Raw genomic sequence first — 13047 nt, 5'->3', positions numbered from 1 at the left:
TGGCAGTGCGCGAATCAGTCATGAACGCGGACAGTCCTGAAGCACGGATGACCGTCGCAATGGCGCATCAGCGCAATCCATGGCGGGGGAAAACTGTCGATAACCAATGGCTGGAACATCTACCGCGCGCAAGCACCATCCTACAACACCTGGCGCGCATTGCCGAACGCCTGCCTGCATGATTGCAGCGCCGAGGTTTAAGGGACGCGGGCTGCGCTGGCATGCCCTGCGCACCCCTGCTCTCGGGCAAGACCCGCCTGACGGGGGGGGCTTGCCCGCCGGTTCAGACGCGGAAGGCACCAATCAGCTGCTTGAGCTGCGACACTTGCGCCGACAACTCACGACTGGCTTGTTCGGTATCGCTGGCGCCCTCTGCGGTTCGCTCGCCCGCCTGATTGATCTGCACGATGTTCTGGTCGATGTCATGGGCAACGGCCGTCTGCTGCTCGGCGGCGGCGGCGATTTGTTGGTTCTGGTCAACGATCATGCCCACTGCGCCGAGGATATTCTCCAGCGCGGCCTGCACTTTGCTCGACTCGCTCACCGTGTCATCAGCCATTTTATGGCTCACGCCCATTGTCTTCACTGCCGCGCCCACGCCGCCCTGCAGTTTTGAAATCATCACTTCAATTTCTTCAGTGGATTGCTGTGTGCGCTTGGCCAGGTTACGCACTTCATCTGCAACCACGGCAAAGCCCCGGCCCTGCTCACCGGCGCGTGCAGCTTCAATTGCGGCATTGAGAGCCAGCAGGTTGGTCTGCTCGGCCACGCCCTTGATCACGTCCAGCACCTGGGAAATCGACGCGCTGTCGCTGGCCAACTGGTTGATGACCAGAACCGACTGATCTATCTCGCCGGCAAGCCGCTGAATACTGCTGACTTGCGACTCAAGCAAGGCGCGGCCACTGATGGTTTCATCATTGACGCTGTTGGCGCTGCCTACCGCAGCCGCAGCGCTACTTGCCACCTCCTGCGCGGTCGCAGACATCTGGTTCATCGCCGTGGCGACCTGCTCGATCTGCCCCAGTTGCCCCGCCACCGCCTGGTTGCTCTGCGCGGACACCGACTCAACCCGCCCAGCCTGGCGCTCAACCTCGACAACCGTTTGCCCCACGCGATTGATCAGCTCGCGGATTTTCACCACGGTGCCGTTGAACACCAGCCCCAGCTCCCCGACCTCGTCCTGGCTGCTGGCCTTGAAGCTAACGGTCATATCACCAGTGGCAACCTGGTTCATGGTCAGGCCAAGCTGCTTGAGGCTGGTACGAACCGACACATAGAAACCGCTGTAAAGATAGAAGATGAGCAGCAAAACCAGCCCCAGCGCTACAGCCATCAGCACCATTCGGTTTTGACTGGCTTGCACCCGCGTTTCAAGACGCTGGTCAAGCAGGCTGACCACGGCATCGCTTAAATCATAGGTCTTGGCGATCAAGGCCGTGGTATCAGTAAAGAAGGCGCGCCATGGCGCATTGAGCGAGTCGGCTACTACCACTCGATCCTCGAACAAACGGATCGCCTCAGGCAGCGATTTCTGGCTGGCATCGGCCAGTCCCGCCAGTGCCGAGCGCACATCCTCGCTAGCGCTCAAGGCCTGCTGGACATCAACAGAATAAGCGCTACCGAGGGTTTCCAGAAACTCAAGCAAATCCGCGAAGGTGTTGCTGTCGGCCGAATTCAACAGCCCCTGGCCCAGGGTTGCCGCCCCCAATTCGCGACCCTGGCCCAGGGCCTGGGTCACCTGGGGCATGCTGCTGATCAGCAGGTTCGTCAGTTGGCGTACAGCCCGTTCACTGTCCTGGATCAAGCCAGCCTGGCTGGCGATCAACTTGCTAAACACGCCGGCCCGACTTAGCAGCTCACGGCCCAGGTTGACTTTACTGCGCAGCGATGGCTCTGCCTCAATCGCTTCCAGAGCCGCCTTTACCTGTTCGTACTGGGCGTTGAATTCCGCAAGATCCGCCTCTGAACTGACAGCAGGCTGCATGCCAGCCAGATTATTCTCGATCGAGGATTTAGTCGCGCTCAACTCGTCGGCCAGGCCACTGCCAGTGCTATTACTGCCCAGTTCGGCATCGACACTGAGTAAATTGGCGTAAAGCTCGGCATCTCGACGTAGTTTCAACGAACTCGACAGCAACTCAATGCTGTTGCGCGCAGACTCGCTCACCTGATACTGACGGTAAGCGTCATGCATCAGGAAGTAGTTGGTCACCAGCATGGGCAGGAAAAACAAGATACTGATCAAACCAAACTTCATGCCGAAGCTGAGGCGGTTCATCAGAGCGATGGCCGGATACAACGCAGTCTTCACAAGACGTCTCCAGATCGAATTATTTTTATTAATTGGTAGTTCTCAGACGGACTACCTTTAACTTCTCACGCGCACTTCAACGCAGCAGAACAGGACGATTGGCCAGGCAGCACAATCCATCACACCTGCGAGGGACAATGTATACCTGTTATCGACCTGATTCTCTGTAACTTAAGGTAAGTGACGAACTGAATATCGCCTGATAAACGACCACACACTCAGCGGCGCAACGCTTCGCGATCAAGCGCTCAACCGGCCCTTGGCCTGACAGGTTGAGACGCTCGGGATGCTGCAGAGGCTTAGAGGAACAGGGTCCACAACGCAAAGATGGCGTACCAAAGAATTGCGCAGCGCACCAGCAATTGCCAGAGCTCATCGAGGCTATTGACCCCAGCCTCCCCCAGCACGGGCGCAGTCACTTCACTGGCAGCCCTGGCGACATTGGTGACCAGCCGTGCAGCGCTGATATCCCAGCTCAGTAACTCATGCAGCAACGCCCGGCTGACGCCCACGAAGTTACCGACCAGGCCAAAACTGACGCAGAGCAGCCGAGCGGGCAGCCAGTCAAAGGCATGACGCAGCTGGCTGGCTCGCGCTTGCAATGCAGCTTGTTGCGAGTGCTCTTCGATCAATGCCAATAGCCGATACGCCAGCGCAACCAGCGGGCCAAGCAAGGCGTACCAGAAAATAACCGCGAAGAAACTTTGATAGGCCTGCCAGACCAGGTATTGCTGCACATCGGCCAGCAAGGCGTCGGGGGCCTGCGCATCAATGCCCAGGTCGCGCCGCGCCACAAGGTAAGCAGACTCACTGTCACTGCGCCGCCAACTGTCGCGAAAAGGCCCCAGCGCGACCCACAAGTCGCCACGCCCAAGGCTGTAGACCACGACCAGCAAATGAACAGGCAGGGCCAGCCATCCATAGGCAACAGTGGACAACACAGTGAGAACCAGCGCCAGGATAACCAGTGGCAAGGCCAGCATGCCAACGAGCGTCAACCAGGGGCTAGCCAATTGCTTTTTGTTGCGTTCAACCTTGGCCAGCAGCCGCAACCAGGGGCCATCTTGCTGGACGGCACTGCGCCAGGACGAAAACTTCTCTACCCAGAGCACCAGCAGCAACACCAGAAAATTCATATCCGCCTCATTGTTCAGTCAAGCCAGAGCGCAAACGTTGCCAGTCAAACGCCGGGCCCGGATCGGTTTTACGTCCAGGAGCAATATCACTGTGGCCGCGCATGCGCTCAAGAGTGATCTGCGGATAAGCACGTTGCAAGGCTAAAGTCAGGGTTTTCAATGCATGATATTGCGCATCGCTAAAAGGGAGCTCATCGGTGCCTTCCAGTTCGATCCCCAGGGAAAAATCATTACAGTTTTCGCGACCGTCAAAACACGAAACGCCCGCATGCCAGGCTCGGTCCAGACAGGAGACAAACTGGGTGATGCTGCCATCACGCTCAATCAGGAAGTGCGCGGAAACAGTCAGCGCTGCGATCTCAGCAAAATAGGGATGTTGGTCAACATCGAGCCGGTTCTGGAAAAAAGCCTGTACATGGCCGCCACCGAATTCGCCTGGTGGCAGGCTTATATTGTGTATCACCAACAACGAGATCTCACCCGCCGGGCGCTCATTGCAATTCGGTGACGGACAGTGGCGAACCCCTTGAAACCAACCTGTACGAGAATCCAGTTGCATACAATTTCCTCTAAACAGGCGACTACTCTAGAGCAGCAGCATGACAGGGCCAAGGGGGAAAACCGCTCAAAACCTTGCGCACCATAAACGGCGGACAGAAAAGCGCTGTCCGCCCTACGAGATAAACATCATCCGTAGGGTGTGACAACGCGAAGCTTGTCCACAAAAAACAGCCAAGCGACCTTGTTTAGACCATAGACGGCAGACAAAAAAGCGCTGTCCGCCCTACGGGTTAAAACATCATCCGTAGGTTGTGGCAACGTGAGGCTTGCCCACCACAAATAGCCAAGCGACCTTGTTTAGACCATAAACGGCGGACAAAAAAGCGCTGTCCGCCCTACGGGTTAAACATCATCCGTAGGTTGTGACAACGCTAGGCTTGCCCACCACGCCACCACAATAAGCGAGCCCCAGACAGCAAAACGCCCGACACTAGGCCGGGCGTTTATTTGAAGCGCTTCTGAGAAATCAGCCGTTCTTCAAGCGACGCAAATTACCGATCACCGACTCAAGCGCACGATCAAACAACAGCGCATCATCGAGCAAGCGTATGGCATTGCGCCGAAACTCAATGGCCAAGGCCATGCGCGTTTTCTCCAGAACCTTCATGCCGGTACGGTTCACGAAGATGTACTTGCCTGTTGGCTTGATGATCGCCGCCAGCTTGCAACGCAGCTTGTGCTCATCGTCCTCAATAAACTCAACCCAACTGCCCACACGCAGCGCATCAACCTTGGGCAGCATTTCATCATCGTCCGGCAAGGCGACTTCAGGCTGCGGCGCCTCGGTTTCACCAGGAGCCAGGAGCACAATCTCCTCGACCACCTCGACCATGGGGGCTACATCAGGCTCATCAGCGGGTGGCACTTCCAGCAGCGGCACTTCGATCCCGGCATCAAGCAAGGCCTGGTTTTGCTCGCGGGTTTTCTCGGCCACCGGCGCGGCCATGATCCGCTTGAAACGCTGGAAGGCATGAACGTGCAGACTCTCGAGCTGGCTGAAGAACTCGCTGGTGGCAAAGGGATCAAAGGCTGCACTGGTCATGCCTTCGCGCAACGCCTTGAGCAAGCCCGGCACCAATTCCAGCAAGCGCAGACGCGCCTCGGGATCGTCATGGGGCTCGACGCTCCAGATCAAATCGTCCATGGTCGCCAGCGCAGCATTCCACTCGTCTGACTCTACCCCGTGCTTGAGGCAAGTCAACGTCAGCACGCTGCTCCAGCCCTCTTGCAGCAAACGCACCACAACTTCGGGCAGCTTCTTGCCCAGCAAACGCTGGTTAAGCGCCTGCTCGACCTGCTTGCGCGCCAACTCGGAACGGGCACTGCCCTCTTCCGCATCCCGGGTGCGTTGTTCAAGCAACTCGCTGCGGCGGCGCTCATCGACGGTGAACGCCATGAAATCGCTAAGCAACTCGGAGAAAATCTGTGGGTCGTCAACAAAGTCATTCAGCAGACGCTGCACAATCTGCTCGATCTTCTGGAACAGGCTGTCGCGCTGCGCGTTGTCCTGATCACCCCAACCCAGCGAGGCGGCAGCAATTTCGTTGAGCAAGCGGCGGGCGGGGTGACTGCCACGGCTGAAAAATGTCTTGTCGAGTACCTCCACCTTGAGCATCGGAATCTGCAGGCGCGCAATCAGCGCTTTTAGCGAGTCCGGCAAGGTGCGGTCATCAAGGATAAATTCAAACAGCATCGACACCAGGTTGATGACGTCCTCATCGACCTCACCCACAACCCGTGTCTTACCGCTCTTGGCACTGGCCCGGCTGAGCAGTTGCTCAAGCTGGTCACGCAAGTCGAACTCGGCGCTTGCCTGCGCAGGCGCACGCTGCTGCATATGGGACAGCAGGCGCATCAGGTCATTGCTGGTAATAGGCATCGCATCGACCGGCGCCTGGCGCTGGGTGAGCGAGCCGCGAGCCTGTGACAACAACCCCTGCAGTGCGCTGAAAACCTCCTGTACATCTTGTTCGGCAAACTCACCAGCGACGGCCGAGTGCGATACCGCCTCACCGGCAACGCCACGGCTTGCAGCTTGCCCCTGGCTGGGCGAGCGACGAACAGGTGTCGATTTCAACTCAGGCAAAATACCTGCCGCAACCAATTGCTGGTTGGCCTCGGCATAAAGCTGATCAAGATCGGCCAGGACAAATTTTTCGAACAGCTTGAGGATGATCAGCTTGACGCGAATATCCACACCCAAGCTGGCACAAGCGCTCAGGAAGTCCGCGCACAAGGAAGCCGGCCCCAAGGGATTGCTCTTGTCATCGAGCTTGCGGCTGATCACTGCATTCAAGCGTGTAGTCAGGTGGCCCAGCGCCTGGCTGTCACGACTGAGCACCTTGGCGACCATCGCATCAGTGGCCACCGTCTCCTCAAGCTCATCGTTCTGTACCAGCGACAAGCTGTCGAACGAAACGCTATCGAGGGCTGGCGCTTTGCCAATGGCGTATTGATTGAGGCTGGAGAAAGACTCGAAGATGGCTTGCAGAAACTCGCGCTCGACGCTCTTTCGCTTCAAGCGCAGGTCACGCATGGCCTCGAAAAAGGCATTCTGCTCACCGTTGCTGGTAGCGCGATCGGCCATTTCAAACAGCGTGTCGTCGGCATTATCAAACAGGGCCTGCAAAGCCTGCTTGAGCTGCAGTGCAGCTTTGTCGCGCAACTGAATCAAGGCGGCAGGCAGCCTCGCCGCGGAGGCAGCGTTGTTCTGCTCCGCAGTCAGAGGATTAAGGTGAACCACCTTAGCGTCAGTTGTCATAGTTGTCCGTCTCCTGCAGATCGCCCTCCATGGCTGCTATCTCTGCATGCACTCAATCGCCAGCACTGAATGTCAATACAATGGCGTCAATAATCTATATATGAACGCATTATAGCCAGGTAGCACAACTTACCAAGCCTTCAACAGCATCAGGCATGACTCAGGTCACACATGGCAGCCCCAACTGACGAGCGGTACAGATCACCAGCCAGTTAGGTTCTAAGAGCATCAAATCATCAAATGATTCACTCTAAGGCGCCCCTGAAAAACTGCAGCCAACCTGACAAAGCCAGCCAATGCCTGCGCCAAACCGGCATTTATAGCTGCAGAGCAGCGAAATCTGCTTTTATAATCGCGGCTCACCGAAAATGGAGCGCACCATGCCTAACCTGACCCTCGCCGACCTAACCGCCGATATCGAGGCCAACGTTCGCCGGGCACTGGCAGAAGACATGGGCAGCGGTGACATCACCGCCCAACTGATCCCCGCTGAGCGACTGGCTCACGCGACCGTCATCAGCCGCGATGCAGCGGTGATCTGCGGTACCGCCTGGGTGGATGCGGTATTTCGCCAGGTTGACGACCGCGTAGCAGTGCACTGGCAAGTGGCTGACGGCGATCGCGTCGAACCCAACCAGGCGCTGTTCCATCTTGAAGGCCCGGCACGCGCCCTGCTCACCGGCGAGCGCAGTGCACTGAACTTCCTGCAAACCCTGTCTGCCGTGGCCACTCGCTGCCAGCACTACGCCGATATAGTGCAAGGCACCCAGATCAAGATTCTCGACACGCGCAAGACCCTGCCGGGCCTGCGCCTCGCCCAGAAGTACGCCGTCACCTGCGGCGGTTGCCACAACCACCGCATCGGCCTGTTCGACGCCTTCCTTATCAAGGAAAACCACATCGCCGCCTGCGGCAATATAGACGCTGCCGTAAAAGCCGCGCACAAGATCGCACCGGGCAAGCCAGTGGAAGTCGAAGTCGAAAACTTGATTGAACTGCAAGAAGCGCTGGACGCCGGCGCCGATATCATCATGCTCGACGAACTGTCACTCGATGACATGCGCCAAGCCGTCGCCATCACCCAAGGCAAAGCCAAACTTGAAGCCTCAGGCGGCGTCAACGAGTCCACACTAAGGGCCATCGCCGAAACGGGCGTGGACTACGTGTCCATTGGCACGCTGACCAAAGATGTAAAGGCGGTGGATTTGTCGATGCGGTTGGGGTTGTGAGCGTGCTCACTCTTCCCAAGGTTCTAAATCAACTACAGAAACAATGTTAGCTGCTCGAGTATTAACCAGCACAACTAGCGAGCGTTGCGGCCCCTTCATCGGTAGCCAAGCATCTGCCTCCGGCCATTGATTTAAGACATCTTTAACCAATAATTCGGAGTTATAACGACCCAGTTCATTCAGTTGTCGAGCGTTGTGGACCACCATATCAAACTGGGTATCTAACGGAACATATAGATTTGGTCGCTGAGCAACCTCGATTCCGGCAAAGGCAGATTCAAAAACCAAAGTATTTTTACTTTCTCTATCTGTAGGTTCAACTGCAGCAACCCACTTAGGCCCAAACCATGAAGGCGACTGGTATATTTTGTCTGCCTGATCAAGCTTACGAGCGTCAATATCTATTTGGCGCACCAAACTAAATTTATCAGATTCAAAAACTAGCCATACCGGGCGGCCTTCCGCTACGGTCATCACGCCATACCCCAAAGCAGATACCTGCAGCAACACAATAACTGACAGGTCAAACACAAGACTGCTTTTTCCAGGTTTACACACTAAAAGAGTAAGTAGCGGCCCTATAACTAGATCCACACCCACCAGAGTAAGAAAAATTGTTTTAACGCCAATAGCTTGATCTAAAGGGGCTGGATACCAAATATAGAAAACCCAATACAATATAAACAAAGCGGCAATAGCTGATGAGATCAAGTGAATCAAAAAACCTTTAACTCGCAAAGACACAACCCACCCCTTTACTAATAGTAAAACCTAAAAAGCTACATAGGTATCCAGCCCTGCGCCCAGAAACGGGGAGGACTTCCGATATTATTCTGATTGTAAAAATCAGCCTGCATCTGCGGCAATCTAGGGACATCAACAATCAAAACCCTAGCAATAATAACCGCCGCAGCAACAGCCAAGACCCAACTGAAATATTTTTGACCAGCAGAACTCTCCTGCTGGTCAGTCCATCGCGATACAGCCAACCCAAGCAAAATAAAAAACCATCCTAGGGTGTAAGGCATCACAAAAACGCCATCAACTTGCGCCAAAACAAGTGACGCACACAGAGACAACCAAATTCCGGCATCCAGCTGAGTCGCTGCCTCGCCCTTAAGCGTATAGAACCCAAACCAGAGCCCTCTCAGGGTAAGGGCTATAGCAACAATGGTTGCAGGAAAGCCCCACTCAGCCAACCATTGCAGAACCACCTGATGCGGATGAGCCGAAGTGCCCACCCATATGCTTGAATAGTGCATTGGCCCAACACCCAACCACGGGTGATTTATAGCCAGATCCCATGCGCGCAACCATATTACTTCGCGCCCAGACAACCCAGCGCGCATACCCTTATCAACAACTGGGTCAACACCAAGCGCCTGCGGCAACAAATAAAACAAAAAAACAAATAAAAACAAACCGGTAGCAGCAGTGATCATCTGCAATTTAATCAAAGGCTTTAATTTACGCACCGCACAAAAATACAATACATGCGAAAGCACCAAACCCAGCCATACACCACGACCACCTAACGCCCATACGATACACCAATGTACAACCAGAGCCGCTATAACAACCACCGAGAGCTTATATCGCTTGAATGCAGAAAAATATAATGCCTGGGCGGCAAGCACGGGAATTAACAACAGTTGAAACTGGCCAAAGAATCGCGGATTATCAAATCCTGTAAACATCAAATATGGATCAACCTTTCGTATACCCGTCACGAAAGCCATCGCATAATTGATGAGGAATAAATAGCCTAAAACAACACCAACACAAACCATCACGGCTAAAACGGCCTGTTCAAACCAAGATTCCCGAGCAAGTGCAGCGACAACTACTACCAAAAGAAACAGTGCAACCCACACTCCCCACTCTATAAATGCCCATAGCGGAAACGCTGAAAATGCAGCTGAAGTTGCACCAAGTAAAAACACCAACAGTAGTGCACCACACACCTTTGGGGAAAAGCGATAAACCGGGATAAAAAAAACACTCACCGAGGCAACAAATAAAAGAAAAAGTTGTGCTATACGCTGCTGATTTAGCCATTCATACTTCAACGACAGTAACTCTAACGCTGACAGTGAAAATATAAAAATTGCAAGCACCACAAAAACCGCTATCACTCTTGGCTTAGTGGCAACCATTAAATTCAAATTAACTCCTTAGTGCTTTTTAGCACAGCAAATGCTCAAGAACACTTACCGGGCTTGTATTTTTCACCAACCCCATCAGTGACGCATGCCCACTCGCCGCTTGACACATAAATCATGGAAATAGTTTTACCATTAAATACCGCACCATTACCACCTTTAGTCAAACACTGAATCCGATCTGGGGCACCTGCCGGGACAAGTGACACTTGACAATATGTCGTTACCTCTCTTACTCCAATATAGCCATCATCTGACGTGACTAACGAAGGTATTTTATTATTATTTAATGCCAATTCAAACCCGGCTTTGCCATGAGAAATCTCAGCAAGTGCAGATGTAGCTTGAGCTTTTACGACGTAATCCTGATATGCGGGCAAGGCTATAGCTGTGAGAACCCCGACTATAGCGACGGCAATCATCAACTCTATAAGAGTGAACCCAGCGCTTTTCATATAATTCCTCGCATACTTGCCTAGGCAAAAAAATAACGCCCCGAAGGGCGTTATTTATAACACTATTAGCTAGATCAAAATCTAATTATAGATTACGAGCACTTACCTGGCTTGTACTTCACGTCTAAGCTAGAAGAGCAAGACCATTCACCATCAGCAGCAGTACGGTTAAGTACGATATTTTTACCGTTGAAATTAGTTGCATTACCGCCTTTAGTTGCACAAGTAATAGCAGTATTACCTGTCAAAGTAACAGTACAAAATGAAGTACTTGCCTTAATACCAATATAGCCTGCAGCGGTAGGGTCAGTTGAAGGTGGCTTACCCTCGTTAACAGCTTGCTCGAACCCAACTTTACCAGGGGTAATTTCAGACAGAGCAGCTGCCGCTTGCGAACGTACAGTGTAGTCCTGATAAGCAGGCAGTGCGATTGCAGCCAAGATACCGATGATCGCAACTACGATCATCAATTCAATCAGGGTAAAACCTTTTTGAGCTTTCATGTAACTCTCCTAGAAATGAATAGGCCCAACGACCTGACCGGATCAATGCATTCACTGTGCCAACTTCCAAAATGCCGACAATCCCCGTCCAAAGATCTCTATACAGCCAAAAGCGATCCTGATTAGCGACATTATGTGACGCATTTTGTCAGTCCTGGAATGTCAATTTGGTTCTGCCCTTCAACTAGGCTATAACGCAGGCATAGTTTCTGGAGCCCGCAATGAACGACGTCGTCTCTCTCACTGGCCTGGCCAAGCAAATGGTTATCGCTGAGCTGCTTGATGAAAAAGCAGCCCAGCAAGCCCAGCAACAAGCCACGCGCAATAAAATGTCGCTGGTGACCTACCTTGTGCAAAACAAGCTGGTTAAAAGCCGGGCACTGGCCGAGTTGGCTTCCGACCAGTTTGGTGTGTCATTCGTTGATTTGGGTGCCATAGACAAGGAAAGCCAACCACGCGACCTGGTCAGCGAGAAGTTGGTGCGCCAACACCGGGTGATTCCGCTGTGGAAGCGCGGTAACAAGCTATTCATTGGCGTATCCGACCCGACCAACCATCAAGCGGTCACGGATATCCAGTTCAGCACCGGCCTCAATACCGAAGCCATCCTGGTTGAAGATGACAAGCTTGGCGACGCCATCGAGAAGTTCTTCGACTCAGGCACCAGCGGCATGGACGACCTTGCCGATGTTGACCTGGACGGGCTGGATGTTGAAGCGGTAGATGATGAGCCGCGTGGTGGTGATGGCGGCCAGGAGGCCGATGATGCGCCGGTGGTGCGCTTCGTCAATAAAATGCTGCTGGATGCAATCAAAGGCGGCTCTTCCGACCTGCATTTTGAGCCCTATGAAAAAAGCTATCGCGTACGTCTGCGCACTGACGGCATCCTGCATGAAGTGGCGCGCCCACCGATTCAGCTTGCGCCACGGATTTCCGCACGCCTTAAGGTCATGGCCTCGCTGGATATTTCCGAGCGGCGCAAACCGCAGGACGGGCGCATAAAAATGCGTATATCCAAGACCAAGTCCATCGATTTCCGGGTCAACACCTTGCCCACTCTGTGGGGCGAAAAGATCGTGATGCGGATTCTCGACCCAACCAGCGCACAAATGGGCATTGATGCGCTCGGCTATGAGGAAGATCAAAAAGATCTGTATATGACGGCCCTCAAACAACCGCAGGGCATGATTCTGGTTACCGGACCGACCGGCTCAGGCAAGACTGTATCACTGTATACAGGCCTGAATATCCTCAATACGCCAGATGTAAACATCTCCACCGCCGAAGACCCGGTCGAGATCAACCTTGAGGGCATCAACCAGGTCAACGTCAACCCCAAGCAGGGCATGGACTTTACCCAGGCACTGCGCGCATTCCTGCGCCAGGACCCGGATATCATCATGGTCGGTGAGATCCGCGACCTCGATACCGCCTCCATTGCGGTAAAAGCCGCGCAAACCGGCCATATGGTGATGTCGACCCTGCACACCAACAGTGCCGCAGAAACCCTGACTCGCCTGCGCAATATGGGCGTGCCGTCGTTTAACATCGCCACCTCGGTCAACCTGATTATTGCCCAGCGCCTGGCGCGCAAGCTGTGCAGCAGTTGCAAAAAAGAAATTGACGTACCGCGCGAGACGCTTTTGGGAGAAGGGTTCCCCGAGGCAAAAATTGGCACATTCAAGATTTTCGGCCCCGTGGGATGTGAAAATTGCAAAGGCGGTTACAAAGGCCGTGTCGGAATATATGAAGTGGTTAAAAACACGCCTAACCTGCAACGGATTATCATGGAGGAAGGCAACTCCATCGACATTTCCGCGCAGATGCGCAAAGACGGCTTTAATGATCTACGCACCTCGGCACTGGTGAAAGCGATGCAAGGCGTCACCAGCCTTGAGGAAGTCAACCGCGTAACCAAGGATTAAC

Annotated in this window: 11 protein-coding genes; 3 read left to right on the top strand and 8 right to left on the bottom strand. The window is 53.9% G+C overall.

Features of this window, described 5'->3' with window-relative positions:
- Positions 1-20 precede the first annotated feature (20 nt).
- A complete protein-coding gene (locus PSES9_RS25085; protein ID WP_157998250.1) occupies positions 21-182 on the top strand; it encodes a hypothetical protein in 162 nt (53 codons plus the stop codon).
- 101 nt (positions 183-283) lie between these two features.
- Here PSES9_RS25085 and PSES9_RS0119385 read toward each other — a convergent pair whose 3' ends face one another.
- The 4 genes from PSES9_RS0119385 to PSES9_RS0119370 all read right to left on the bottom strand — a co-directional run bounded on the left by PSES9_RS0119385 (position 284) and on the right by PSES9_RS0119370 (position 6772).
- Positions 284-2314, bottom strand: a complete 2031-nt coding sequence (locus PSES9_RS0119385; RefSeq protein ID WP_010489739.1) for a methyl-accepting chemotaxis protein — start codon at positions 2312-2314, stop codon at positions 284-286.
- A gap of 299 nt (positions 2315-2613) precedes the next feature.
- A complete protein-coding gene (ampE, locus tag PSES9_RS0119380) occupies positions 2614-3450 on the bottom strand; it encodes a regulatory signaling modulator protein AmpE (protein ID WP_010489737.1) in 837 nt (278 codons plus the stop codon).
- A 7-nt stretch (positions 3451-3457) separates the two neighbouring features.
- Positions 3458-4009, bottom strand: a complete 552-nt coding sequence (ampD, locus tag PSES9_RS0119375; RefSeq protein ID WP_010489735.1) for a 1,6-anhydro-N-acetylmuramyl-L-alanine amidase AmpD — start codon at positions 4007-4009, stop codon at positions 3458-3460.
- A 468-nt stretch (positions 4010-4477) separates the two neighbouring features.
- Positions 4478-6772, bottom strand: coding sequence for a DUF1631 domain-containing protein (locus PSES9_RS0119370; protein ID WP_010489733.1), 2295 nt, complete (start codon positions 6770-6772; stop codon positions 4478-4480).
- A gap of 380 nt (positions 6773-7152) precedes the next feature.
- Here PSES9_RS0119370 and nadC point away from each other — a divergent pair, with 380 nt between their 5' ends.
- On the top strand, positions 7153-8001 hold the full coding sequence (gene nadC, locus PSES9_RS0119365) for a carboxylating nicotinate-nucleotide diphosphorylase (protein WP_010489732.1): 849 nt from the start codon (positions 7153-7155) through the stop codon (positions 7999-8001).
- A 6-nt stretch (positions 8002-8007) separates the two neighbouring features.
- Here nadC and tfpZ read toward each other — a convergent pair whose 3' ends face one another.
- The 4 genes from tfpZ to PSES9_RS0119345 all read right to left on the bottom strand — a co-directional run bounded on the left by tfpZ (position 8008) and on the right by PSES9_RS0119345 (position 11121).
- Entirely contained in the window at positions 8008-8745 is a 738-nt protein-coding gene (gene tfpZ / locus PSES9_RS0119360) for a TfpX/TfpZ family type IV pilin accessory protein (RefSeq protein ID WP_010489731.1), read from the bottom strand.
- 35 nt (positions 8746-8780) lie between these two features.
- Complete coding sequence (locus PSES9_RS0119355; protein ID WP_010489730.1) at positions 8781-10157, bottom strand: O-antigen ligase family protein; 1377 nt, start codon at positions 10155-10157, stop codon at positions 8781-8783.
- Between the two features lie 44 nt (positions 10158-10201).
- Positions 10202-10618: a pilin gene (locus PSES9_RS25550; RefSeq protein WP_010489729.1), complete on the bottom strand. Its 417-nt coding sequence runs from the start codon at positions 10616-10618 to the stop codon at positions 10202-10204.
- A 92-nt stretch (positions 10619-10710) separates the two neighbouring features.
- Positions 10711-11121, bottom strand: coding sequence for a pilin (locus tag PSES9_RS0119345; RefSeq protein ID WP_010489728.1), 411 nt, complete (start codon positions 11119-11121; stop codon positions 10711-10713).
- A gap of 221 nt (positions 11122-11342) precedes the next feature.
- Here PSES9_RS0119345 and pilB point away from each other — a divergent pair, with 221 nt between their 5' ends.
- Positions 11343-13046, top strand: coding sequence for a type IV-A pilus assembly ATPase PilB (gene pilB / locus PSES9_RS0119340; protein ID WP_010489727.1), 1704 nt, complete (start codon positions 11343-11345; stop codon positions 13044-13046).
- Position 13047 lies beyond the last annotated feature (1 nt).

This window comes from Pseudomonas sp. S9 (genome assembly GCF_000222125.1).
In the GTDB taxonomy this organism is placed as follows: Bacteria; Pseudomonadota; Gammaproteobacteria; order Pseudomonadales; family Pseudomonadaceae; genus Aquipseudomonas; species Aquipseudomonas segetis.
The sequence above is the reverse complement of the archived record's forward strand: the minus strand, read 5'-3'. Positions and strand labels throughout refer to the sequence as shown.

What these genes read in the sequence shown, in the direction of transcription:
- PSES9_RS25085 (WP_157998250.1), top strand. Translation starts at nt 21, where the DNA reads ATGAACGCGGACAGTCCTGAAGCACGGATGACCGTCGCAATGGCGCAT.
- ampE (WP_010489737.1), bottom strand. Translation starts at nt 3,450, where the DNA reads ATGAATTTTCTGGTGTTGCTGCTGGTGCTCTGGGTAGAGAAGTTTTCG.
- ampD (WP_010489735.1), bottom strand. Translation starts at nt 4,009, where the DNA reads ATGCAACTGGATTCTCGTACAGGTTGGTTTCAAGGGGTTCGCCACTGT.
- PSES9_RS0119370 (WP_010489733.1), bottom strand. Translation starts at nt 6,772, where the DNA reads ATGACAACTGACGCTAAGGTGGTTCACCTTAATCCTCTGACTGCGGAG.
- nadC (WP_010489732.1), top strand. Translation starts at nt 7,153, where the DNA reads ATGCCTAACCTGACCCTCGCCGACCTAACCGCCGATATCGAGGCCAAC.
- PSES9_RS0119355 (WP_010489730.1), bottom strand. Translation starts at nt 10,157, where the DNA reads ATGGTTGCCACTAAGCCAAGAGTGATAGCGGTTTTTGTGGTGCTTGCA.
- PSES9_RS25550 (WP_010489729.1), bottom strand. Translation starts at nt 10,618, where the DNA reads ATGAAAAGCGCTGGGTTCACTCTTATAGAGTTGATGATTGCCGTCGCT.
- PSES9_RS0119345 (WP_010489728.1), bottom strand. Translation starts at nt 11,121, where the DNA reads ATGAAAGCTCAAAAAGGTTTTACCCTGATTGAATTGATGATCGTAGTT.
- pilB (WP_010489727.1), top strand. Translation starts at nt 11,343, where the DNA reads ATGAACGACGTCGTCTCTCTCACTGGCCTGGCCAAGCAAATGGTTATC.